The 21,398-nt window shown below is 70.3% G+C and carries 26 protein-coding genes; 23 read left to right on the top strand and 3 right to left on the bottom strand.

The annotated features are described in order from the left end of the window. The first annotated feature begins 37 nt into the window (after positions 1–37). The 14 genes from infA to glmM all read left to right on the top strand — a co-directional run bounded on the left by infA (position 38) and on the right by glmM (position 9,951). Positions 38–259: a translation initiation factor IF-1 gene (gene infA / locus IR155_RS10395; RefSeq protein WP_055992200.1), complete on the top strand. Its 222-nt coding sequence runs from the start codon at positions 38–40 to the stop codon at positions 257–259. A gap of 79 nt (positions 260–338) precedes the next feature. Next, positions 339–455: a 50S ribosomal protein L36 gene (gene rpmJ / locus IR155_RS10390; RefSeq protein WP_005050492.1), complete on the top strand. Its 117-nt coding sequence runs from the start codon at positions 339–341 to the stop codon at positions 453–455. Positions 456–656: 201 nt separating this feature from the next. Beyond that, positions 657–1,031 (top strand): 30S ribosomal protein S13, encoded by a 375-nt coding sequence (gene rpsM / locus IR155_RS10385; RefSeq protein ID WP_135114762.1) that lies wholly within the window; start codon positions 657–659, stop codon positions 1,029–1,031. Between the two features lie 25 nt (positions 1,032–1,056). Continuing rightward, on the top strand, positions 1,057–1,455 hold the full coding sequence (gene rpsK, locus IR155_RS10380; protein WP_135114761.1) for a 30S ribosomal protein S11: 399 nt from the start codon (positions 1,057–1,059) through the stop codon (positions 1,453–1,455). 163 nt (positions 1,456–1,618) lie between these two features. Then, positions 1,619–2,608: a DNA-directed RNA polymerase subunit alpha gene (locus IR155_RS10375; protein ID WP_135114760.1), complete on the top strand. Its 990-nt coding sequence runs from the start codon at positions 1,619–1,621 to the stop codon at positions 2,606–2,608. Between the two features lie 36 nt (positions 2,609–2,644). Beyond that, positions 2,645–3,337: a 50S ribosomal protein L17, sunset domain variant gene (gene rplQ, locus IR155_RS10370; RefSeq protein ID WP_135114759.1), complete on the top strand. Its 693-nt coding sequence runs from the start codon at positions 2,645–2,647 to the stop codon at positions 3,335–3,337. Between the two features lie 162 nt (positions 3,338–3,499). Then, positions 3,500–3,964, top strand: coding sequence for an S-ribosylhomocysteine lyase (locus IR155_RS10365; RefSeq protein ID WP_135114788.1), 465 nt, complete (start codon positions 3,500–3,502; stop codon positions 3,962–3,964). Then, the gene (mtnN, locus tag IR155_RS10360) at positions 3,961–4,653 is read left to right on the top strand and encodes a 5'-methylthioadenosine/S-adenosylhomocysteine nucleosidase (RefSeq protein ID WP_135114758.1); all 693 of its coding nucleotides are present in this window, start codon (positions 3,961–3,963) and stop codon (positions 4,651–4,653) included. The genes IR155_RS10365 and mtnN overlap by 4 nt, the downstream gene beginning before the upstream one ends. Before the next feature lie 420 nt (positions 4,654–5,073). Beyond that, on the top strand, positions 5,074–5,925 hold the full coding sequence (gene truA, locus IR155_RS10355) for a tRNA pseudouridine(38-40) synthase TruA (RefSeq protein ID WP_135114757.1): 852 nt from the start codon (positions 5,074–5,076) through the stop codon (positions 5,923–5,925). Between the two features lie 47 nt (positions 5,926–5,972). Continuing rightward, positions 5,973–6,716 (top strand): endonuclease/exonuclease/phosphatase family protein, encoded by a 744-nt coding sequence (locus IR155_RS10350; RefSeq protein WP_135114756.1) that lies wholly within the window; start codon positions 5,973–5,975, stop codon positions 6,714–6,716. 63 nt (positions 6,717–6,779) lie between these two features. Beyond that, entirely contained in the window at positions 6,780–7,463 is a 684-nt protein-coding gene (locus IR155_RS10345) for a prolipoprotein diacylglyceryl transferase (RefSeq protein ID WP_135114755.1), read from the top strand. Positions 7,464–7,643: 180 nt separating this feature from the next. Further along, positions 7,644–8,090: a 50S ribosomal protein L13 gene (rplM, locus tag IR155_RS10340; protein WP_135114754.1), complete on the top strand. Its 447-nt coding sequence runs from the start codon at positions 7,644–7,646 to the stop codon at positions 8,088–8,090. 23 nt (positions 8,091–8,113) lie between these two features. Further along, positions 8,114–8,584 (top strand): 30S ribosomal protein S9, encoded by a 471-nt coding sequence (gene rpsI / locus IR155_RS10335; RefSeq protein ID WP_194210325.1) that lies wholly within the window; start codon positions 8,114–8,116, stop codon positions 8,582–8,584. Between the two features lie 11 nt (positions 8,585–8,595). After that, positions 8,596–9,951 (top strand): phosphoglucosamine mutase, encoded by a 1,356-nt coding sequence (gene glmM, locus IR155_RS10330; protein ID WP_135114752.1) that lies wholly within the window; start codon positions 8,596–8,598, stop codon positions 9,949–9,951. Positions 9,952–10,112: 161 nt separating this feature from the next. Here the strand turns inward: glmM and IR155_RS10325 are convergent, their stop codons facing one another. Then, entirely contained in the window at positions 10,113–11,045 is a 933-nt protein-coding gene (locus tag IR155_RS10325) for a Ppx/GppA phosphatase family protein (protein WP_135114751.1), read from the bottom strand. 183 nt (positions 11,046–11,228) lie between these two features. Beyond that, entirely contained in the window at positions 11,229–12,125 is an 897-nt protein-coding gene (locus IR155_RS10320) for a hypothetical protein (protein ID WP_135114750.1), read from the bottom strand. 283 nt (positions 12,126–12,408) lie between these two features. Between IR155_RS10320 and coaA the strand changes: the two genes are divergently transcribed. The 5 genes from coaA (at position 12,409) to tsaE (ending at position 17,330) form a co-directional block, all read left to right on the top strand. Beyond that, positions 12,409–13,365: a type I pantothenate kinase gene (gene coaA, locus IR155_RS10315; RefSeq protein WP_406917423.1), complete on the top strand. Its 957-nt coding sequence runs from the start codon at positions 12,409–12,411 to the stop codon at positions 13,363–13,365. Positions 13,366–13,434: 69 nt separating this feature from the next. Then, on the top strand, positions 13,435–15,288 hold the full coding sequence (gene glmS, locus IR155_RS10310) for a glutamine--fructose-6-phosphate transaminase (isomerizing) (RefSeq protein ID WP_135114748.1): 1,854 nt from the start codon (positions 13,435–13,437) through the stop codon (positions 15,286–15,288). Between the two features lie 7 nt (positions 15,289–15,295). Beyond that, positions 15,296–15,742: a holo-ACP synthase gene (locus IR155_RS10305; RefSeq protein WP_135114747.1), complete on the top strand. Its 447-nt coding sequence runs from the start codon at positions 15,296–15,298 to the stop codon at positions 15,740–15,742. A 5-nt stretch (positions 15,743–15,747) separates the two neighbouring features. Then, the gene (alr, locus tag IR155_RS10300; protein WP_135114787.1) at positions 15,748–16,857 is read left to right on the top strand and encodes an alanine racemase; all 1,110 of its coding nucleotides are present in this window, start codon (positions 15,748–15,750) and stop codon (positions 16,855–16,857) included. Positions 16,858–16,904: 47 nt separating this feature from the next. Continuing rightward, positions 16,905–17,330, top strand: a complete 426-nt coding sequence (tsaE, locus tag IR155_RS10295) for a tRNA (adenosine(37)-N6)-threonylcarbamoyltransferase complex ATPase subunit type 1 TsaE (protein ID WP_135114786.1) — start codon at positions 16,905–16,907, stop codon at positions 17,328–17,330. A 375-nt stretch (positions 17,331–17,705) separates the two neighbouring features. Here the strand turns inward: tsaE and IR155_RS10290 are convergent, their stop codons facing one another. Then, positions 17,706–18,026 (bottom strand): GIY-YIG nuclease family protein, encoded by a 321-nt coding sequence (locus IR155_RS10290; RefSeq protein WP_135114746.1) that lies wholly within the window; start codon positions 18,024–18,026, stop codon positions 17,706–17,708. A 127-nt stretch (positions 18,027–18,153) separates the two neighbouring features. Between IR155_RS10290 and tsaB the strand changes: the two genes are divergently transcribed. From tsaB to IR155_RS10270, 4 genes are read left to right on the top strand one after another with little or no spacing between them, the layout of a single operon-like run. Next, positions 18,154–18,792, top strand: coding sequence for a tRNA (adenosine(37)-N6)-threonylcarbamoyltransferase complex dimerization subunit type 1 TsaB (tsaB, locus tag IR155_RS10285; protein WP_135114745.1), 639 nt, complete (start codon positions 18,154–18,156; stop codon positions 18,790–18,792). Then, complete coding sequence (gene rimI, locus IR155_RS10280; protein ID WP_135114744.1) at positions 18,789–19,286, top strand: ribosomal protein S18-alanine N-acetyltransferase; 498 nt, start codon at positions 18,789–18,791, stop codon at positions 19,284–19,286. The genes tsaB and rimI overlap by 4 nt, the downstream gene beginning before the upstream one ends. Continuing rightward, the gene (tsaD, locus tag IR155_RS10275; RefSeq protein ID WP_135114743.1) at positions 19,283–20,398 is read left to right on the top strand and encodes a tRNA (adenosine(37)-N6)-threonylcarbamoyltransferase complex transferase subunit TsaD; all 1,116 of its coding nucleotides are present in this window, start codon (positions 19,283–19,285) and stop codon (positions 20,396–20,398) included. Before rimI ends, tsaD begins: the two co-directional genes overlap by 4 nt. A gap of 2 nt (positions 20,399–20,400) precedes the next feature. Next, positions 20,401–20,778, top strand: a complete 378-nt coding sequence (locus IR155_RS10270) for a hypothetical protein (RefSeq protein ID WP_135114742.1) — start codon at positions 20,401–20,403, stop codon at positions 20,776–20,778. The last annotated feature ends 620 nt before the right edge of the window (positions 20,779–21,398 follow it).

Below are 21,398 nucleotides of genomic sequence, written 5' to 3'. Positions count from 1 at the left end.
CCGCAGACCGACCGGCCTGCACAAGCAAAGCGAGTCTATGGCGAAGAAAGACGGTGTCATCGAGATCGAGGGTGTGATCACCGAGGCGCTCCCCAACGCGATGTTCCGCGTGGAGCTGACCAACGGTCACAAGGTCCTCGCAACGATCTCCGGAAAGATGCGGCAGAACTACATCCGCATCATCCCCGAGGACCGCGTTGTCGTGGAGCTCAGCCCCTACGACCTCACGCGCGGCCGCATCGTCTACCGCTACCGCTGACCCGCTCTGCTCGGCTTCCGGTCGAGAAGTAACGGCCGTGTCCCGCGGGGCACGGTACGAAGACAGCGAAAGAAGAATCATGAAGGTCAACCCCAGCGTCAAGCCGATCTGCGACCACTGCAAGGTGATCCGTCGCCACGGCCGCGTCATGGTCATCTGCAAGAGCAACCCGCGTCACAAGCAGCGCCAGGGCTGAGTCCGGTCGCTTCGGCTCGCTGACGCTCGCTCAGCAACCGGACCGGTTGTCGAGCGAGGCGCCAGCCGAGTCGAGACGACCCGCAGTAACTGAATATCTGAATAGGCAGGATCAGAACCCGCGCAAGCGGGGGACACCTCGGGGCGGAGGCCCGGGCACCGATCCTGCTCCACACCTCCACAACACTCAGGAGAAGGTCGCATGGCACGTCTTGCCGGCGTCGACATCCCGCGCGACAAGCGCGTGGTGATCGCCCTCACGTACATCTACGGCGTTGGACGGACTCGTTCGAACGAGATCCTCGCCGCCACTGGCATCAGCCCCGAGATCCGGGTCAAGGACCTGAGCGACGACCAGCTCGTCGCCCTCCGTGACCACATCGAGGGAACCTACAAGGTCGAGGGTGATCTGCGTCGCGAGGTCGCCGCCGACATCCGTCGCAAGGTCGAGATCGGCTCCTACGAGGGTCTCCGTCACCGCCGCGGCCTGCCGGTCCGTGGTCAGCGCACCAAGACCAACGCGCGTACGCGCAAGGGTCCGAAGCGCACCGTCGCCGGTAAGAAGAAGGCCCGCTAAGCGCGGATTGGTTTAGGAGAACACAATGGCTGCACCCAAGACCGCTGCGCGCAAGCCGCGCCGCAAGGAGAAGAAGAACATCGCAGTGGGCCAGGCCCACATCAAGTCGACGTTCAACAACACGATCGTCTCGATCACGGACCCGACGGGCGCCGTCATCAGCTGGACCTCGGCTGGTGGCGTGGGCTTCAAGGGCTCGCGCAAGTCGACGCCGTACGCCGCCGGCATGGCCGCGGAGTCGGCCGCCCGCCAGGCGCAGGAGCACGGCGTCAAGAAGGTCGACGTGTTCGTGAAGGGCCCGGGCTCGGGCCGCGAGACCGCGATCCGCTCGCTGCAGGCCGCTGGCCTCGAGGTCGGTTCGATCCAGGACGTGACGCCGCAGGCGCACAACGGCTGCCGCCCGCCGAAGCGCCGCCGCGTCTGACGTGACCCCCGCCGGGGCGCACGGCCTCGAGCCCTGCGCCCCGGCGTCTCGTCGTCCCACGGCCGCGCGTCTCCCCGGAGACCGACGCGTCCGTCCGAGAACAACTCAAGACCTCATCCACGCAAGTGTCATATAGCGGGCACTTGATCGAAAGGAACAACCAGTGCTCATTGCACAGCGTCCCACCCTCACCGAGGAGAAGATCTCGGAGTTCCGCAGCCGGTTCGTCGTCGAGCCCCTGGAGCCCGGCTTCGGATACACCATCGGGAACGCGCTGCGTCGCAGCCTGCTCTCGTCGATCCCCGGCGCGGCGGTGACCAGCATCCGCATCGACGGCGTGCTGCACGAGTTCAGCACCATCCCCGGTGTGAAGGAGGATGTCACCGAGATCATCCTCAACATCAAGCAGCTCGTCGTCTCGAGCGAGCGTGACGAGCCCATCACCGCGTACCTGCGCAAGACGGGCGCCGGCGAGGTCACCGCGGCAGACATCTCGGCTCCGGCCGGTGTCGAGGTGCACAACCCCGAGCTCGTCATCGCCACGCTGAACGACACCGCGAAGTTCGAGCTCGAGCTCACGATCGAGCGTGGCCGCGGCTACGTCTCGGCCGTGCAGAACCGCAACGAGTACGCCGAGGCCGGCCAGATCCCGGTCGACTCGATCTACTCGCCGGTCCTGAAGGTCAGCTACCGCGTCGAGGCGACTCGTGCCGGTGAGCGCACCGACTTCGACAAGCTCGTCCTGGACGTCGAGTCCAAGCCGTCGATCGCCCCGCGTGACGCCGTCGCGTCGGCCGGTCGCACGCTGGTCGAGCTGTTCGGTCTCGCCCGCGAGCTGAACGTCGAGGCCGAGGGCATCGAGATCGGCCCCGCGCCGGTCGAGACCGTCCTCTCGAACGAGCTGTCGATGCCCATCGAGGACCTCGACCTCTCGGTTCGCTCGTACAACTGCCTCAAGCGCGAGGGAATCAACACGGTCAGCGAGCTCGTCGCCCTCTCGGAGACGCAGCTCATGAACATCCGCAACTTCGGACAGAAGTCGGTGGACGAGGTGCGCGACAAGCTCACCTCGCTCGGCCTGTCGCTGAAGGACTCGGTGCCCGGCTTCGACGGCACCGGCTTCTACGGCGGCTACGACGACGAGTCGCTCTGATCCTTCCGACGTTCTGCCTCATTGGAGTAACTAGAAATGCCTAAGCCCACGAAGGGTCCCCGCCTCGGAGGCGGTCCCGCCCACGAGCGTCTGCTTCTCGCGAACCTCGCGGCGGCGCTGTTCACCCACAAGTCGATCAAGACGACCGAGACCAAGGCCAAGCGCCTGCGTCCGCTCGCTGAGCGCCTCATCACGAAGGCGAAGCGCGGCGACCTGCACGCGCGTCGCTCGGTGCTCTCGGTGATCGGCGACAAGGAGGTCGTGCACGTTCTCTTCAACGAGATCGCGCCGCTCGTCGCCGAGCGTGAGGGTGGCTACACCCGCATCACGAAGGTCGGCAACCGCAAGGGCGACAACGCCCCCATGGCCGTCATCGAGCTCGTCCTCGAGCCCGTGACCCCGAAGGTCAAGAAGGCCGCTCCGGCCGCCGAGAAGGCTGCTCCGGTCGCCGACGAGGCCCCGGCCGAGGAGGCGCCCGTCGAGGAGACCGCCGAGGTCGAGGAGACCGAGGCCGCTCCGGCTGCTGTCGCCGCGGCGGAGTTCGGCGAGGACTCGGCCGAGCCGCTCGAGGACGGTTCCGCTCCCGAGGGCTTCGAGATCAAGGGCAACAAGAACTCGATGAAGTACCACCGTCCCGACGGCCAGTGGTACGAGCAGACGGTCGCCGAGGTCTGGTTCCGCACCGCCGAGGCCGCTGAGGCCGCCGGTTTCGCCGAGGCCGGCAAGTAAGACCCGCTGCCTCGCACACGTATGAAGGGCCCCGCTTCGGCGGGGCCCTTCGTCGTCCGGCGCCCCTGCCGGCGTGAGCGCCGGCTGTGGAGTCCGCCCGGGCACGAGCGCGCGTAGGCTTTTACGGTGCCCAACACCGCTGATGAGAACGCGCAGCCCCGGATGAACGTCGAGTCGTTCAACCTCGATCATCGCGCGGTCGCCGCTCCCTACCTGCGGATCGCCGACCGCAAGGTGCTGCCGCACGGCGACGTGATCGTGAAGTACGACGTGCGCTTCGCCCAGCCGAACGTCGGTCACCTCGAGATGGCGACCATCCACTCGCTCGAGCACCTGTTCGCCGAGAAGAGCCGCAACCACTCCGACCGGGTGATCGACTTCTCGCCAATGGGCTGCCAGACGGGCTTCTACCTGATCCTGCAGGGCGACCACGAGTTCGCGGAGGTCGAGCAGCTCGTCGCCGCGACGCTGCAGGACATCCTCGAGGCGAGCGAGGTGCCCACCGCGAACGAGATCCAGTGCGGCTGGGGCGCGAACCACACCCTCGCGGGCGCGCAGGAGGCGGCGCGCGCCTTCCTCGCCGAGCGCGCCGGCTGGTCCACCGTCTTCGCGGGCGAGACCCGATGACATCCGCCGTCGCGGTCATCCTGGTCGCGATGGAAGAGGAGTCCGCGCCCTTCCTCGCGCTCGCGAGCGAGGTCAGCGAGCCGGTGCGGATCGGCCGTGCCGAGCACCGGGGCATCGTCGTCGCCGGTCGCACGCACGTGCTCGTGCGCACCGGCATCGGCATGGTCAACGGCGCGAACGCGGCCGCCGGGGCGCTGGGACGCTACGGCGACGACGTGCACCTGATCAGCGCCGGATCGGCGGGCGGGCTTGCGAAGGATGTGCGGGTGGGCGACGTGATCGTCAGCGACTCGCTCGTCAACGTCGGCGCGGATGCGCGCGCCTTCGGGTACGCGCTGGGCCAGGTGCCGGGCATGCCGGTCGAGTACGACGGCGACCCCGAGCTGCGCCGGGCGCTGCTCGCCGCCCCCGGCGACCTCACGGTGCGCGAGGGGGCGATCGGATCGGGGGAGAAGTTCGTCACCGCCGAGCTCGCCGCCGAGCTGCGCGAGGACTTCCCGCACCTGCTCGCCGTCGACATGGAGTCGGCCGCGATCGCGCAGGTCGCCCACAACCACGGCACGCGCTTCGTCTCGGTGCGCGGCGTCTCGGATCTCTGCGCCCCGGACGGCACCGAGTTCCTCACGCACGTCGACGACGCGGCGGATCGCTCGGCCCGCCTGATCGTCACAGCGCTCGCGGCCCTGTGACCACCACCGGTCGTTGAGCGACACTTCGACTCGCTTCGCTCGCTCTGTGCGGGTCTTCGCGAGTCGAAGCCGCCGTATGCGGCCCCTCGGCCGATGGCTTCGACTCCTCGCTGGCGCTCGTCGCTCACCCCGTTTCGACTGCGTTCGCTGGCGCTCACTTCGCTCAACGACCGGGACCAGTGACCCCCTCCGGTCGCTCACCCCCCCACCGGTCGTTGAGCGAGCGAAGCGAGTCGAAACGGGCTGAGCGAGCGCCAGCGAGTCGAAGCCGCCGTAACGGGTCCGGGGCAGCGTTTCGACCGTTTCGACTCGGTCGCTGCGCTCCCTCGCTCAACGACCGGAGGGGAATGTGACCCCCATCGCTCACTGCGGGTCTTCGCGAGTCGAAGCCGCCCCACGCGCCCCAACTAGGCTGGAGCCGTGCCCCGGATCCGACTCGACATCGCCTACGACGGCACACACTTCCGCGGCTGGGCGCGCCAGCCGGGGCTTCGCACCGTGCAGGGAGTGCTCGAGGCGTCGCTGCAGCGGATCATCGGATCGCCGGTTCCCCTGACCGTCGCCGGACGCACGGATGCCGGCGTGCACGCGACAGGGCAGGTCGCCCACGCCGACCTCGACGACGAGCAGTGGGCGCGCGCGACGCAGCGTCGTCGCGACGTGCCGAACCCGGGTGATCCGGTCGATCCGCTCGCCCGTCGTATGACGGGTGTCCTCGGGCAGTACGCCGATCTCGCTGTCACACGCACCTCGACCGCGCCCGACGGGTTCGACGCGCGCTTCTCAGCCACCTGGCGGCGCTACGCGTACCGGATCGCCGATGCGCGCACGGGATACGACCCGCTCGAGCGTCACCGCACCACCACCGTGCGCGCGCACCTCGACGTCGACGCCATGCATGCGGCGGCGCAGAGCCTCATCGGCCTGCACGACTTCGCCGCGTACTGCAAGCCGCGGCCCGAGGCGACCACGATCCGCACCCTGCTCGAGTACGACTGGCGCCGCGACGAGCGGGGCATCCTGATCGCCAACGTCAAGGCCGACGCCTTCTGCCACTCGATGGTGCGCGCCCTCGTCGGCGCGTGCGTCGCCGCGGGGGAGGGCAAGCTCGCCCCCGAGCACCTCGTGGCGATCCGGGATGCGCGGCTGCGCACGAGCGAGTTCAAGGTGCTCGCCGCCCGCGGGCTCACACTCACCGAGGTCGGTTACCCGGCCGACGAGCTGCTGGGCTCCCGCGCCGAGCAGACCCGCAACCGGCGCGACCTCGAGTAGTCAAGCCCGAGGAAGCACCAAGCCGCGCCGCGTAGGGTGATGTCGACATGAGAGTCATCTCGTACAACCTGCGCAAGCACGCCGCCGCGCATGAGCTCGAGGAGCTCGTCGACCTGCGGGAGGCTGACGTGCTGTGCCTGCAGGAGGCCGACACCGCGCACATGCCGCAGCAGCTCGCGGGGCTCACGCTCGCGCGCGCCACGGCGCAGAACCGGCTGGGGCTCGCCGTGTACTACCGCGCGAACATGTTCCAGCTCGAGGACGTCGTGACGCTGTCGCTGAAGAAGTCGCTGCACGACATTCTGCTCAAGCCGGCGCACGAGCGGGTGCTTGCCGCGCGACTGCGCGACATCGATGCCGGGCGGGATGTCGTGATCGCGTCGTTCCACGCGGCGCCACTGACCGCGCTGAACTCGCTGCGCCGTCACCAGATCCGCACCGCGCTGTCCGAACTGCAGAAGATGGGCGACGGCGTCCCGGTGCTGATGGTGGGCGACTACAACTACCCCGTGTTCAAGGAGCGGCTGAGCGAGCGCGTGCGCCGTGCGGGATACGACCTCACGCTCAGCGATTCCCGCACCTACACCCGCTACCGCTTCTTCAAGGGCCACTACGACTTCGCCACCTCGGTCGGCCTCGACATCGAGAAGGTCACCACCCTGCCGCAGGGGGCGTCCGATCACCTGCCGATCCTGGTGACCGCGACGTACAAGCGGGGACACCGGGAGCTCCGGGTCGTCGGCGATCCGTCCCAGGACCAGGAGACGACCGACGAACAGGCGGCCGGCTGACCTAAGCCGTTAACAGCGCATGCCTCCCGGGGGATACAGTCGATTCATCCGGGGAGGGATGCAATGTCGAGGATGGTCGTCATCGGGCAGTGGGCGCGATACGCGCTGCTCGCCATCATCGGGATCGCGGTGGTCGCCTGGCTCGTGTCCCTCCCGTTCCGCGGAGAGCCGGATGCCGCTCCCGCCGCCGAGCCGACGATCGAGCCCGCCGCGGCGACACCGTCGCCGACGCCGACGGCCGATCCGTATCGTCGCTTCCTCGCCCTCGACGCCGGAGGCGTGCTGTGGCGGGGGACCGCCGGGTCCTGTGTCGCGGGCATCGGCCCCACGCTCGAGCGCACGACCGACGCGGTCACGTGGCGCCCCGCGACCCCGGCCGACGCGGCCGAACTGCTCGCCCTCGTCCCCGGAGACGCGGCGGATCAGGCGACGGTCGCGATCGCGCTGACCGACGGATCCTGCACCGTCGCCGGCCGGCAGACGAACGCCGACGGCACCGCGTGGGAGGAGGCCGTCGAGGCCCCGGAGGCCCCGGAGGTTCCCGAGGGAGCGCTCGCCGTGACGGATGACGGCTACGTGGCCCGCGCAGCCGACGACTGCGAGGGGATCGCGTTCGCCGCCCTCGACGGAACCTGGCAGACGTGCGGGCCCGGGATGGATCCCGCCCAGCCCATCGCGATCGACGTCGCCGACGGCACTCTGTACATCTGGACCGCGGACGTCGTCACCTCACTTCCCGTCAGCTGAGGCGCGGCGGGTTCGCGGTTTGGCGGCCGGGCGTGTCGTGCGGTAAGCTCGTCCTTTGGTGCCCACTGCGGGCACAGCGAACGTGAGCCCTCCACCGGCTGGTTTGCCCGAAGTCTTCGGGAGAACCGCCCCGGAGCGGGATTCACGAACGACTCCGTTCGAAGAGAAAGCAGCACTACTGTGACGCGCACTTACACCCCGAAGGCCGGTGAGGCCCAGCGCGAGTGGCTCGTGATCGACGCCACCGACGTGGTCCTCGGCCGCCTCGCCTCGCACGCCGCCGCGCTCCTGCGTGGCAAGCACAAGGCGACCTTCGCCCCCCACATGGACATGGGCGACTTCGTCATCATCGTGAACGCCGACAAGGTCGCGCTCACGGGCCAGAAGCTCCAGCAGAAGAAGGCCTACCGCCACTCGGGTTACCCGGGCGGCCTCAAGGCTGTCACCTACGCCGAGCTCCTCGAGAAGAACCCGGCCCGCGCTGTCGAGAAGGCCATCCGCGGCATGCTCCCCAAGAACAGCCTCGGCCGTCAGCAGCTCGCCAAGCTGAAGGTGTACACGGGTGCCGAGCACCCGCACGCCGCGCAGCAGCCCAAGACGTACACCCTCGACCAGGTCGCGCAGTAAGCGCCGCCCCTTAAGGATTCATCGTGGCGAACGACATCGACACCCAGAACTACTCGACCGAGACGCCGGCCACCGAGGCCGTCGACGCTCCCCGTCCCGTCCTCAACGTCTCCGGCGCCGCCGTGGGTCGCCGCAAGCAGGCGATCGCCCGCGTGCGCGTCGTCCCGGGCTCGGGCACGATCACGGTCAACGGCCGCACGATCGAGGACTACTTCCCGAACAAGCTCCACCAGCAGCTCATCAACGACCCGTTCACGGTGCTCAGCCTCGGCGGCGCCTACGACGTGATCGCCCGCATCTCGGGCGGCGGCCCCTCGGGTCAGGCCGGCGCGCTGCGCCTCGCCATCGCCCGTTCGCTGAACGAGATCGACCGTGAGAACAACCGCGCCACCCTGAAGAAGGCCGGCTTCCTCACGCGCGACGCCCGCGTCATCGAGCGCAAGAAGGCCGGTCTCAAGAAGGCCCGCAAGGCGTCGCAGTTCTCGAAGCGCTGAGTTCGGCTCCTATGCCGCTTTTCGGCACAGACGGCGTGCGAGGACTTGCCAACGGCATCCTCACCGCCGACCTGGCACTGTCCCTGGCCCAGGCGACCGCGGTCGTCCTGGGCCAGGGCCGTTCGGCCGAGGCTCGCAGGGCCGCCGGCCGGCGCGCCGCGGTCGTCATCGGCCGCGATCCGCGCATCTCGGGCGAGTTCCTCTCGGCCGCCGTGTCGGCGGGCCTCGCGTCGTCCGGCATCGACGTGTACGACGCGGGCGTCATCCCGACCCCGGGCCTGGCGTTCCTCGTCGCCGACCGCGACGCAGACTTCGGTGTCATGGTGTCGGCGTCGCACAACCCCGCACCCGACAACGGCATCAAGATCTTCGCGCGCGGCGGAGTGAAGCTCCCCGACGAGGTCGAGCGCCGCATCGAGGCCGCCCTCGAGGGCCCCAAGCTGCAGCCCACGGGCGGCTCCGTCGGCCGCATCCGCCGGTTCGCCGACGCCGAGGACCGCTACGTCGTGCACCTGCTGCAGTCGCTGCCGCACCGTCTCGACGGCCTGCACGTGGTGCTCGATTGCGCCCACGGCGCGGCCGCCGGCGTCGCGCCCGAGACCTTCCGCGACGCGGGCGCGCGCGTCACGGTGATCGGCGCCGACCCCGACGGCATCAACATCAACGACGGCGTCGGATCGACGCACCTCGAGCAGCTCGCCGAGGCCGTCGTCCGCGCGGGAGCCGACGTCGGCATCGCGCACGACGGCGACGCGGATCGCTGCCTCGCCGTGGACGCGCAGGGACGCATCGTCGACGGAGACCAGATCATGGCGATCCTGGCTGCTTCGATGCAGGAGCGCGGCGTACTCAAGGACGACACACTCGTGGCCACTGTGATGAGCAACCTCGGCCTGCACATGGCGATGCGGGAGTGCGGGATCACCGTGCTGACCGCCGCCGTCGGCGACCGTTACGTCCTCGAGGCGATGAGCGCGGGCGGATACTCCCTGGGTGGCGAGCAGTCGGGCCACGTCATCATGAGCGACTTCGCCACCACCGGCGACGGCCTGCTCACGGGCCTGCATCTCGTGGCCGAGATGGCGCGCACCGGCAAGACCCTCGCCGAGCTCGCGTCGATCATGACCGTCTACCCGCAGGTCATGATCAACGTGAAGGACGTGGACCGCTCGCGTGTCTCGGATGAGGGCGTGCAGGATGCCGTCCGCCAGGTCGAGGCGGAGCTCGGCGACACCGGCCGCGTGCTGCTGCGCGCATCCGGCACCGAGCAGCTCGTCCGCGTGATGGTCGAGGCGGCCGACGAGGCCTCGGCACAGCGCTACGCCGAGCGCCTCGCCGACGTGGTGCGGGAGCGGTTGGGGCTGTAACACCTCCCGGTCGTTGAGCGAAGTCGAAACGGGGTGAGCGACGAGCGCCAGCGAGGAGTCGAAGCCACCGGCCGAGCGCCGTTACATCGGCTTCGACTCGCTGGCGCTCGCTCAGCCCGTTTCGACTCCGCTTCGCTCCGCTCAACGACCGGTGGCGGGCCCTACACCCAGCCGAGCTCCTCGATGTAGCGCAGCATCACGCCCTCGCGCAGCGCCCATGGCGAGACCTCGAGCTCGTTCACGCCCATCGCCTTCATCGCCTCGTGCAGCACGACGGCGCCCGCGGTGATCTGCACGGTGCGCTCGGGAGTGATCCCGGGCAGCTCCTTGCGGACCGCCGACGGGATGCGCGCGAGGCGCGGGACCCACTGTCCGAGCGACTGGCGCGGCAGCACCATCCGGTCGCTGCCCGACCAGCCCTGGCGCGGGTAGCCTGCGAGCTTCGCGAGCGAGCGGATCGTCTTCGACGACCCGACGACGTGATCCGGTTTCGGCATCGCCTTCAGATCCTTCGCCACGGGCGCGAGGGTTTCGGCGGCGTGAGCCCGCAGCCGGGCGACCGCCTTCTCGCCGGGCGGATCCTCCGTGAGGTGGGCGAGCGTCATCCGTCCCGCCCCGAGTGGCACCGACTCGGCGTACTCGGGGAGGTCCTCGTCGCCCGCGGCGATCTCGAGCGACCCGCCGCCGATGTCGAACAGCAGGATGCGCCCGGCCGACCAGCCGAACCAGCGGCGCACCGCGAGGAACGTGAAGCGCGCCTCCGTCTCGCCGCCCAGCACCTGCAGGGGTTGCCCGAGCGCCTCCTCGATCCGGGCGATCACCTCGGGCCCGTTCGCGGCCTCGCGCACCGCGGACGTCGCGGTGGGAAGCAGCTCCTGCACCTTCTCCTTCTCGGCGAGCTCGCGCTCGGCCGTGACGGCGTCCACGAGCGCCCGGATGCCCTCCTCCGAGATCGCGCCGGACGGCGTGAGGTAGCGCATCAGCCGCAGCACGGTCCGGTGACTCGACGTCGCCAGCGGGCGTCCTCCCGGGTGCGCATCCGCCACCAGCAGGTGGACGGTGTTCGATCCGATGTCGAGGACTCCCAGGCGCATGGCGTTCAGGGTATCGGCGGGTGGCCGCGCGCCGTGTCCTCAAGCTGCCGCTTCGATCCGGCATCTCGGGGACAGGAGGGCGAGCGTGTCCTCAAGTTGCCGTTTCGATCCGGCACTTAGGGGTCACAAGCCGCGTCGTGTGTCCAAGTTGCCGCTTCCATCCGGCACTTCGGGGACAGAGGATCACGAACGGGCGCGGATCGCGGTGCGCACGTCGGCGAGCAGGGCGGCCGGATCAGCAAGGTCGACTTGAGTGACCACGATGTAGGTCCATCCGAGTGCCTCGAGCCGGCGGCGCCGCGCCTGATCCTTGCGCCATTGGATCGGATCGCGGTGGTAGTCGCCGTCGTACTCGATTGCGATCTTGAGGGCGGGAAGGGTCAGGTCCGGGCGCGCGACGAACCGGCCGTGCTCGTCGCGGATCTCGAGCTGGAGGACGAAGGGCCCGAGGCCCGCGTCCTCGAGCAGAATGCGCAGCTCCGACTCCTTGGGAGACTCCGCAGCCGCGTTCAGGCGCGCGATCACCGTGCTCAGCACCTCGCGTCGACGCGCTGTCAGTCGGGTCGCAGCGAGCGCCTCGGTCAGGCGCTTCACCGTGGCGCCCGTTTTTCCGCGCCCGATCATCCAGTCGCCGAAAGCGACGAGCTCCGCGAAGGTGAGGACCTCCTCGAGGTCGCAGAAGGTGCGGAACAGGCGAGTGCAGCGCACGCCGTTCACGATGGCGACGTCCTCGGCGCCGAGCGGGCGGCTATGCCCGCTCACTGTCTTGCCTCGCCGCCTGCGGATGTCCGGAGGCGTCGTGATGTGCACGGTGGTGACACCGTCGCGGTCGAGCGGCACCGGTCCGCCGTGCGCTCGGGCGGCGCTGGTGTGGCTGTACGCACCACCGGCCGGGATCAGCAACTGCCTCGCCCGCAGGATGTCGAGTGCCTGGGTGTCGCCCGCCGGCAGACGCACACCGCGCGCAGGGCTCCAGAGGTCCAAGCGGCGCAGCCGTCCCGCCGCCAGCTCCGGGGCCTCATCGCGGCGGAATGCGCGGCCGCGAAGGTGCTCTGGCAGGGGTGCGGGGCGACGAGTCATGTCGAGAGCCTGCTTGTCCGCCGCGCCGCGCGCGGGACGATCCCCACTCTGGGGAGACGCGACATCCGATCCGCTCGCTGTGGACGAGCCTCCCGTACGCAGTGTCCCCGAGGTGCTGGTTCGATCCGGCACTTCGGGGACACGCTCCGCGCCATGTCCCCGAGTTGCCGGTTGGATCCGGCACTTCGGGGACACGCTCCGCGCCATGTCCCCGAGTTGCCGCTTGGATCCGGCACTTCGGGGACAGGAGCCGGCGCGGGGCGGGACCGGGGCGGCGGATACGATGGGTCGGATGAGCGCTGCATCCACCAACCCGGCACCGCTCTCGCTCTACGGCGAGATCGCGCGCGACGACTGGTCGCGTCTTGCGGCCGGCATGGACCAGCCGCTCACCGAGTCCGAGGTCGTGCAGCTGCGCGGCCTCGGCGACCGGCTCGACCTCGCCGAGGTGCGCGAGGTGTACCTGCCGCTCAGCCGGCTGCTGTCGATCTACGCCAAGACCGCGCGGCGCCTCGGCAATGAGGTCGCGGGGTTCCTCGGCCGTGAGGATTCGACCACGCCGTTTGTGGTCGGCGTCGCCGGATCCGTCGCGGTCGGGAAGTCGACGATCGCGCGCCTGCTGCGTGAGCTGATGAGCCGCTGGTCGGACACGCCCCGGGTCGAGCTCGTCACCACCGACGGCTTCCTGTACTCGAACGCCGAGCTCGAGCGGCGTGGGCTGATGGACCGCAAGGGCTTCCCCGAGTCGTATGACCGCCGGAAGCTCGTCGAGTTCGTCACGAAGGTGAAGAGCGGCGCCGACGAGGTGCGCGCGCCCTTCTACTCGCACATGAAGTACGACATCATGCCGGATGCGCACGTCGTCGTGCGTCGGCCGGACGTCGTGATCGTCGAGGGCCTGAACGTGCTGCAGCCGCCGCCCGCGCCCAACGACGTGGCGATCAGCGACCTGTTCGACTTCTCCATCTACGTCGACGCGGACGCCGCCCACATCGAGCAGTGGTACATCGAGCGGTTCCTTGCGCTGCGCGAGTCGGCCTTCTCCAACCCCGCATCGCACTTCAACGTGTTCGCGCACCTCACCGACGCCGAGGCGACCGAGACCGCGCGAGGCTACTGGAACGACATCAACCTGCCGAACCTCATCGAGAACGTGCTGCCGACAAAGCACCGCGCGTCGCTCGTGCTGCGGAAGGGCGCCGACCACTCGGTCGACTCCGTGCTGCTGCGCAAGCAGTGACGCCGGGCCGCCGCTCGGGGGGCCGCGCCGCGACGGAGGTTCCCAGCGGGCGACCGTAGGATCGAACGCATGTGTGGAATCGTCGGATACGTCGGGCCCCGGGACAGCAAGGACATCCTGATCGCGGGTCTCGCGCGACTTGAGTACCGCGGCTACGACTCGGCCGGCATCGCGGTCATCGACGCCGACGGTGCGCTCCACGCCGCGAAGAAGGCGGGCAAGCTCGCCATGCTGCGCGACGAGCTCGACGCGCATCCCATCGCCGCCGGAACCACCGGCATCGGCCACACGCGCTGGGCCACGCACGGCGGCCCGACCGACGTGAACGCCCATCCGCACCTCGCCGATGACGACAAGCTCGCCGTCATCCACAACGGCATCATCGAGAACTTCTCCGAGCTCAAGGCCGAGCTGGAAGCCTCGGGCTTCGCGTTCCGCAGCCAGACCGACACCGAGGTCGCGGCCGTGCTGCTCGGCAGCGAGTACCGCAAGCACGACGGCGACCTCGAGGCGGCGTTCCGCGCGGTGGTGAACCGCCTCGAGGGTGCGTTCACGCTGCTCGTTATGCACGAAGACCACCCCGGCCTCGTGCTCGGCGCGCGCCGAAACTCGCCCCTGGTCATCGGCCTGGGCGAGGGCGAGAACTTCCTCGGATCGGATGTCGCCGCGTTCGTCGAGCACACCCGCAACGCGCTCGCGATCGGACAGGACCAGATCGCCGCGATCACGCCCGACGGCGTCACGGTCACCGACTTCGACGGCAACCCCGTCGAAGCCGAGCCGTTCGAGGTGAAGTGGGATGCGACCGCCGCCGAGAAGGGCGGCTGGTCGAGCTTCATGGCGAAGGAGATCTCGGAGGAGCCCGAGGCCGTCGCCAACACGATCCTCGGCCGCGTGCACGACGGCCAGGTGGTGATCCCCGAGCTCGACGGCCTCGACGAGCTGTTCGCCGGGATCTCCCGCATCGTGATCGTGGGCGCCGGCACCGCCGCGTACTCGGCCTTCGTCGGCAAGTACGCGATCGAGCAGTGGGCCCGCATCCCGGTCGAGGTCGAGCTCGCGCACGAGTTCCGCTACCGCGACCCGCTCGTCGGCCCCGACGTGCTCGTGATCTCGATCAGTCAGTCGGGCGAGACCATGGACACGCTCATGGCCGTCAAGGAGGCGACGCGCCTCGGCGCCAAGACGCTCTCGATCTGCAACACGCAGGGCGCCACGATCCCGCGCGAGTCCGACGCGGTCGTCTACCTTCACGCCGGCCCCGAGGTCGCCGTCGCCTCGACGAAGGCGTTCGTGGCGCAGATCACGGGCCTGTACCTGTTCGCGCTGCACGTCGCGCGCATCCGCGGCACGGTGACGCCCGAGCTCCAGGCTGACGCCATCCAGGAGCTCGCCGACCTTCCCGACAAGATCCGCTGGATCCTCGAGAACGAGCAGGAGCGGATCGAGCAGCTCGCGCACTGGATGGCAGACACGCGTTCGGTGCTGTTCCTCGGCCGCCACGTGGGCTACCCGATCGCTCTCGAGGGCGCGCTCAAGCTCAAGGAGATCTCCTACATCCACGCCGAGGGCTTCGCCGCCGGCGAGCTGAAGCATGGGCCCATCGCGCTCGTCGAGCCCGGCCTGCCCGTGTTCGTTGTGGTGCCGTCGCCCAGCGGTGCGCCCGTCCTGCACGCGAAGGTCGTCTCGAACATCCAGGAGATCCGCGCCCGAGGCGCCCGCGTCATCGCGATCGCCGAGGCCGGCGACGCCGCCGTGCTGCCGCACGCCGACGAGGTGCTGCGCATCCCGCTCGCGGGCCCGCTGTTCGAGCCGATCCTTGCCGTCGTGCCGCTGCATATCTTCGCGATGGGACTCGCCAACGCCAAGGGCCTCGACGTCGACCAGCCGCGCAATCTGGCCAAGTCGGTCACGGTCGAGTAGGCCGCCGATGATCGTCGGGATCGGCGTCGACCTTGTCGACATCCCGCGCTTCGAGCGGACGATCGTGCGCACGCCGAAGCTGCTCGAGCGGCTGTTCACGCCCCACGAGCGCGAGCTTCCGCTGCGCTCGCTCGCCGCGCGCTACGCGGCGAAGGAGGCGCTGATCAAGGCCCTCGGCGGGTCGGACGGCGTCCACTGGTCAGAGATCGAGATCGCGCGCCTCGGCGAGAGCGTGCCGCCGCGCTTCGCGCTGTCGGGGTCGACCGCGGAGGTCGTCGCCGCCCGTGGGATCACGGCGCTGCACCTGTCGCTCTCGCACGACGCGGGACTCGCCATCGCGTACGTGACCGCGGAGGCCGCCGACCGCGTGGAGGCGGTCGAGCCGGTGGGCCTCGAGTACACGCCCGGCCTCGACGACGTTCCCGAGCCCGAGGATCCGGAGGAGCCCCGGTGACGGCGATGCGCGAGGCGGTGGTCGACCTCTCGGCCATCGAGCACAACATCCGCGCCCTCCGCGAGCTGACGGGCACGCGGGAGCTCATCGCCGTGGTCAAGGCCGACGGGTACGGGCATGGAGCGGCGGAGGTCGCGCGCGCGGCGCTCGCCGGGGGAGCGACCCGCCTGGGCGTGGCCGACATCCGCGAGGCCGTCGCGCTTCGCGCCGCCGGGGTCGAGGCGCCGGTGATCGCGTGGCTGCACGCGCCCGACGAGACGTTCGCCGACGCCGTGGCGCACGACATCCAGCTCGGCATCTCGAGCCTCGAGCAGCTTCACGCCGCGGCGGCCGCGGGCCCAGTCACCGTGCACCTGAAGCTCGAGACCGGCCTCGGCCGCAACGGCCTCGCCCCGCAGGACTGGGCCGCCGTGTTCGCCGAGGCAGCGCGTCTCGAGCGCGACGGGCGCATCCGTGTCGACGGTGTCTTCAGTCACCTGTCGAACACCTCCCTCGACGACGACCGCGTGCAGCTGCGCCGGTTCGAGGTGGGCGTCGCCGCGGCCTCGGCCGCCGGCCTTCGCCCCACCGTGCGGCACCTCGCCGCGACCGCCGCGGCGATCGACCTGCCTGAGGCACGATTCGACGCCGTGCGCATCGGCATCGGGATGTACGGGCTCTCGCCGTTCGAGGACCGCACCTCGGCCGACCTCGGGCTGCGCCCCGCGATGACGCTGCGCGCCCGCGTGGCCGCCGTGCGCCGCGTGCCCGGCGGGCACGGAGTCTCGTACGGCTACGCGCACCGCACGAACGGCGACACGACCCTCGCGCTCGTGCCCCTCGGCTACGGCGACGGTGTCCCGCGACAGGCATCCGGATCCGGTCCCGTCGTCATCGGGGGCGAGCGCTTCCACGTCGCCGGCCGGATCGCCATGGACCAGTTCGTCGTCGACGTGGGCGACCATCCGGTGTCCGTCGGCGACGAGGTGGTGCTGTTCGGCGACCCGGCAACCGGCGTGCCGTCGGCGGAGGATTGGGCCGCCGCCGCCGGCACCATCAACTACGAGATCGTCACGAGCATCGGCCGCCGCGTCGCGCGGGTCTTCGGGCGCGCCTCGGGGAGCGAGTCGAAGTGATCCCGGACGAGCTGCTCGGCCGCCACGAGGTGGCGACCGCCGCCGACATGGAGCGACTCGGCGAGCGGATCGGATCGGGTCTCGTCGTCGGCGACCTGATCGTGCTGACGGGGCCGCTGGGTGCGGGAAAGACGACGCTGACCCGCGGCATCGCGGAGGGCCTCGGCGTGCGAGGGCCGGTGCAGAGCCCCACGTTCGTGATCGCCCGCACGCATCCGTCGCTCGTCGGCGGCGCGCCGCTCGTCCACGCGGACGCCTACCGCCTCGACTCGGCGCTGGAGCTCGACGACCTCGACGTCGACGTCGACGGATCGGTCACCATCGTCGAGTGGGGCCGAGGCAAGGTCGACGGTCTCCGCGACACGTGGTTCGACATCGAGATCGAACGCCCCGTGGGCTCGGTGGAGGGCAGCGCCGAGGACCTCGACCTCGACGCCCCCCGCGTGGTCACGATCACCCGCGTCGACGCCTGAGCACCTTTTCGCTCGTTGAGCGAGCGGAGCGAGTCGAAACGGTTGTGACTCTTCTGTTCGTTGAGCGAGCGAAGCGAGTCGAAACGGTTGTGACGCTGCGGTGGGTTGTGGTTCCGGGAGGGTTTGGGGGTTTCGACTCGTCGCTTCGCTCCTCGCTCAACCAGCAGAGGAGGGGCGCGCTCCTCGCTCAACCAGCAGAGGGGGCTGTGCTGTCTGTTCGTTGAGCGAGCGGAGCGAGTCGAAACGGTTGTGGCGTTGCCGTGGGTTGTGGCTCTGGGAGGGCTTGGGGGTTTCGACTCGTCGCTTCGCTCCTCGCTCAACCAGCAGGGGAGGGGCTTCGCTCTTCGCTCAACCAGCAGGGCTTGCGCTCCTCCGTCAACCCGCGGGCGGGGCTTGGTTCCGTCGCTCGCGGTCCGCGACGCTCCAGCCGACGACGCCGTCGATCCCGTGCTCGATGAGCGCCTCCCGCTTGCGGCGGCTCCAGCCCTGGATCTGCTTCTCCCAGTGGAAGGCCTGCCCGATGTGCTCGAGCTCCCAGAACCAGGCGAGCTCGACCGGCCTGCGCCCCGCGCGCCGGGTGTAGGCCGAGCCCTCGCCGTGCTGGTGCTCCCAAAGCCGCTTGTCGAGGTCCCGCGTGCTTCCGCAGTAGAGGCTGCCGTCCGCACAGCGGAGGAGATAGACGAAAGCGCTGCTCATGCCTGGACGGTAGGCGTATGAGGCCCGCAGCCGCCGGTCCTCCACAGATGGTCGTCACATCGCCCGGTATTCGCGCCCTGTGGACGGCGCGGGGCGGGCCCTCAGCATGCCCGGATACCCTGAAACGGTGATCCTCGCCATCGACACTTCGATCGGATCGACCGTCGCCGTGGTCGAGCTCGACGGCACCGTCCGCGCCGTCGCCGAGCGCGAGAACACCCTCGGGCACGCCGAGATCATCGGCACGCTGCTCGAGCAGGCGCTCGCCGAGGCCGGCGGCGAGATCACACATGTCGCTGCCGGCATGGGTCCCGGTGCCTTCACCGGGCTCCGCATCGGCATCGCCGCCGCGCGGGCGTTCGCGCTCGGGCGCGGCCTGCCCGTGGTCCCGGTTCCGAGCCACGTCGCCGCCGCACTCGGCGAGCTCGACGGTGGCGCATCCGGACCCTTCGCTATCGTCACCGACGCGCGCCGCCGCGAGAACGCGATCACCGTGTTCGACGGGGCCGACGGCGACGGGCTGCCGCTGCGGATCGCCGGACCCGAGCTGCGCCCGCAGACCGCGGATCTCGAGACGGATGAGCTGACGTCCGGATCCCGGATCGTCCGCGCCGCGGCCATCCGCGCCTCCGACGTCGGCCGCGCCGCGGCACTCATGCTCGCCTCGGACTGGCAGCCCTCGGGCGAGCTCGCCGAGACCGAGCCGCTGTACCTCCGCTCGCCGGATGTGACCGTCGGGCACGCCCCGAAGCGGGTGAGCGCGTGAGCATCCGCCCCACCACCCTCGCCGACCTCGGTGCGATCATGGCGCTTGAGCGCGCATCGTTCCCGACCGACGCCTGGTCGGAGCCGATGATGCGCGAGGAGCTCTCCGCCGACCACACGCACTACGTCGTCGACGAGCTCGCGGGACGCGTCGTGGGGTACGCCGGCCTTCGCACCCTCCCCGGATCGCGCGATGCCGATGTGCAGACCATCGCCGTCGCGGAGTCCGCGCGGGGTCGCGGTCGCGGGCGCGCGCTGCTTCACACGCTCCTCGAGGAGGCCGTGCGCCTGCGCGTGCGCGAGGTGTTCCTCGACGTCCGCGCCGACAACCCGGTCGCGCAGGCGCTGTACGCCTCCGAGGGTTTCACCGAGCTCGGCCGCCGCCCCCGCTACTACCAGCCCGACGGTGTCGACGCCGTCGTGATGCGGCTCGACCTCGAGGCCTGGGTCGCCGCGCGCAACCCGAGCCCCGCCGACGCAGGAGCCTGCACATGAGCCAGTCGAACCCCCTGATCCTCGGGATCGAGACGAGCTGCGACGAGACCGGCATCGGGATCGTCCGCGGCCGGTCGGCGCCAGGCGAGCGGAACATCCTGCTCAGCAACACGATCGCCAGCAGCATGGACGAGCACGCCCGCTACGGCGGTGTTGTGCCCGAGGTCGCCGCCCGCGCGCACCTCGAGGCGCTGCAGCCCGCGATCGAGCGCGCCGTCGCCGAGGCCGGTGTGACGCTGCCGGATGTCGACGCCGTCGCGGTCACCAGCGGCCCCGGGCTCGCCGGCGCCCTCATGGTCGGGATCGGCGCCGCGAAGGCGCTCGCCGTGTCGCTGGGCACGCCCCTGTACGCCGTCAATCACCTCGTCGGGCACATCGCCGCCGACATCCTGGATCCGGATGCTCCGCCGCTCGAGTACCCGACGGTCGCGCTGCTCGTTTCGGGCGGGCACACCTCGCTGCTGCTCGTGCGCGACCTGACCGGCGACGTCGAGCTCCTCGGCGAGACGATGGACGACGCCGCAGGCGAGGCGTTCGACAAGGTCGCGCGCATCCTCGGCCTGCCGTATCCCGGCGGCCCCGAGATCGATCGCGCGGCGGCGGAGGGAGATCCGACGGCGATCCGCTTCCCCCGTGGCCTGTCGCGTGCGAGCGACATGGCAAAGCACCGCTACGACTTCTCGTTCTCGGGCCTGAAGACGGCCGTCGCGCGCTGGATCGAGCAGCGCGAGGCAGCGGGCGAGCCCGTTCCCGTCGCGGATGTCGCCGCGTCCTTCCGCGAGGCGGTGGTCGACGTGCTCGTCACCAAGGCGCTCGACGCGTGTGCCCAGCATGGTGTGCCGCGACTGCTGCTCGGCGGGGGCGTGATCGCCAACAAGCGCCTCCGCGATGTGGCGATCGCGCGCGCCGAGGCCGCCGGCGTGACCGTGCGGATCCCGCCGCTCAGCCTCTGCACCGACAACGGCGCGATGATCGCCGCGCTCGCCGCCGAGCTGATCGCCGAGGGGCGCACCCCGTCCACCCTCGAGTTCGGCGCCGACTCCACCCTCTCGGTGACGCAGATCCAGGTCGCGGGGGCGATGAGCGCCGCATCGGACGAGCGAGTGGCGTGAACATGACCGATCCGACCGCGGTGCATCCGGTCGAGGAACGCGCCTCGGCGAACTCGGTGCGCCCCGCGCGGGTCGTGGCCGGCGACAGCGGCGGGGTCTCGGTGCCGACGCGGGCGGTGCCCACGCGCCGATCGCGCGGACGCCTCGCCACCTGGGCGCTGGGCGTGGCGATGATCGCACTCAGCCTGTCCTGGTTCGGCGCGTGGGCGCTGCCGGTGACGGCACTCGCGATCCTGCTCGCGGTCATCGCGCTGCTCGCCCGCCGCGCGCAGCCCGAGCTTGCGTGGTGGGGGCTGGGGCTCGGGATCGGCGCCGTCGCGTGCTGCCTGTGCTGGATCGCCTGGGGTGCGCAGGCCGCGGCCGAGCTCGCCGTGCGCTGAGCCGCCCCGGTCGTGCTTCTCGGTCGTTGAGCGAGCGAAGCGAGTCGAAACGGGGTGACGTCCCGGCGGCCCTGGGCGGGTTTGGGGCGTTTCGACTCCTCGCTGCGCTCGTCGCTCAACGAGCGAGGGGTGGGGCTGTGCTTGTCGACCTTCTCGGTCGTTGAGCGAGCGAAGCGAGTCGAAACGGGGTGACGTCCCGGCGGGCTGCAGCCTGGGGCGGGTTTGCGGCGTTTCGACTCCTCGCTGCGCTCGTCGCTCAACGACCGGTGGGGTGGGCTGTGCTTGTCGACCTTCTCGGTCGTTGAGCGAGCGAAGCGAGTCGAAACGGGGTGACGTCCCCGCGGCCTGGGGCGGGTTTGGACCGTTTCGACTCCTCGCTGCGCTCGTCGCTCAACGAGCGAGGGGTGGGGCTGTGCTTGTCGACCTTCTCGGTCGTTGAGCGAGCGAAGCGAGTCGAAACGGGGTGACGTCCCCGCGGCCTGGGGCGGGTTTGGACCGTTTCGGCTCCTCGCTGCGCTCGTCGCTCAACGAGCGGGGGCGGGCTGCGCTTGTCGACCTTCCCGGTCGTTGAGCGAGCGAAGCGAGTCGAAACGGGGTGACGCCCCCGCGGCCTGGGGCGG

The sequence above is a fragment of the Microbacterium paludicola genome (genome assembly GCF_015235415.1).
GTDB lineage: Bacteria > Actinomycetota > Actinomycetes > Actinomycetales > Microbacteriaceae > Microbacterium > Microbacterium paludicola.
This window is presented reverse-complemented; position numbering and strand designations above follow the sequence as displayed.

Excerpts from the sequence above, each read along its gene's own strand:
- infA (WP_055992200.1), top strand. The coding sequence starts at position 38 with ATGGCGAAGAAAGACGGTGTCATCGAGATCGAGGGTGTGATCACCGAG.
- rpmJ (WP_005050492.1), top strand. The coding sequence starts at position 339 with ATGAAGGTCAACCCCAGCGTCAAGCCGATCTGCGACCACTGCAAGGTG.
- rpsM (WP_135114762.1), top strand. The coding sequence starts at position 657 with ATGGCACGTCTTGCCGGCGTCGACATCCCGCGCGACAAGCGCGTGGTG.
- rpsK (WP_135114761.1), top strand. The coding sequence starts at position 1,057 with ATGGCTGCACCCAAGACCGCTGCGCGCAAGCCGCGCCGCAAGGAGAAG.
- rplQ (WP_135114759.1), top strand. The coding sequence starts at position 2,645 with ATGCCTAAGCCCACGAAGGGTCCCCGCCTCGGAGGCGGTCCCGCCCAC.
- IR155_RS10365 (WP_135114788.1), top strand. The coding sequence starts at position 3,500 with ATGAACGTCGAGTCGTTCAACCTCGATCATCGCGCGGTCGCCGCTCCC.
- mtnN (WP_135114758.1), top strand. The coding sequence starts at position 3,961 with ATGACATCCGCCGTCGCGGTCATCCTGGTCGCGATGGAAGAGGAGTCC.
- IR155_RS10350 (WP_135114756.1), top strand. The coding sequence starts at position 5,973 with ATGAGAGTCATCTCGTACAACCTGCGCAAGCACGCCGCCGCGCATGAG.
- IR155_RS10345 (WP_135114755.1), top strand. The coding sequence starts at position 6,780 with ATGTCGAGGATGGTCGTCATCGGGCAGTGGGCGCGATACGCGCTGCTC.
- glmM (WP_135114752.1), top strand. The coding sequence starts at position 8,596 with ATGCCGCTTTTCGGCACAGACGGCGTGCGAGGACTTGCCAACGGCATC.
- IR155_RS10325 (WP_135114751.1), bottom strand. The coding sequence starts at position 11,045 with ATGCGCCTGGGAGTCCTCGACATCGGATCGAACACCGTCCACCTGCTG.
- IR155_RS10320 (WP_135114750.1), bottom strand. The coding sequence starts at position 12,125 with ATGACTCGTCGCCCCGCACCCCTGCCAGAGCACCTTCGCGGCCGCGCA.
- coaA (WP_406917423.1), top strand. The coding sequence starts at position 12,409 with ATGGGTCGGATGAGCGCTGCATCCACCAACCCGGCACCGCTCTCGCTC.
- glmS (WP_135114748.1), top strand. The coding sequence starts at position 13,435 with ATGTGTGGAATCGTCGGATACGTCGGGCCCCGGGACAGCAAGGACATC.
- IR155_RS10305 (WP_135114747.1), top strand. The coding sequence starts at position 15,296 with ATGATCGTCGGGATCGGCGTCGACCTTGTCGACATCCCGCGCTTCGAG.
- alr (WP_135114787.1), top strand. The coding sequence starts at position 15,748 with ATGCGCGAGGCGGTGGTCGACCTCTCGGCCATCGAGCACAACATCCGC.
- tsaE (WP_135114786.1), top strand. The coding sequence starts at position 16,905 with ATGGAGCGACTCGGCGAGCGGATCGGATCGGGTCTCGTCGTCGGCGAC.
- IR155_RS10290 (WP_135114746.1), bottom strand. The coding sequence starts at position 18,026 with ATGAGCAGCGCTTTCGTCTATCTCCTCCGCTGTGCGGACGGCAGCCTC.
- tsaD (WP_135114743.1), top strand. The coding sequence starts at position 19,283 with ATGAGCCAGTCGAACCCCCTGATCCTCGGGATCGAGACGAGCTGCGAC.
- IR155_RS10270 (WP_135114742.1), top strand. The coding sequence starts at position 20,401 with ATGACCGATCCGACCGCGGTGCATCCGGTCGAGGAACGCGCCTCGGCG.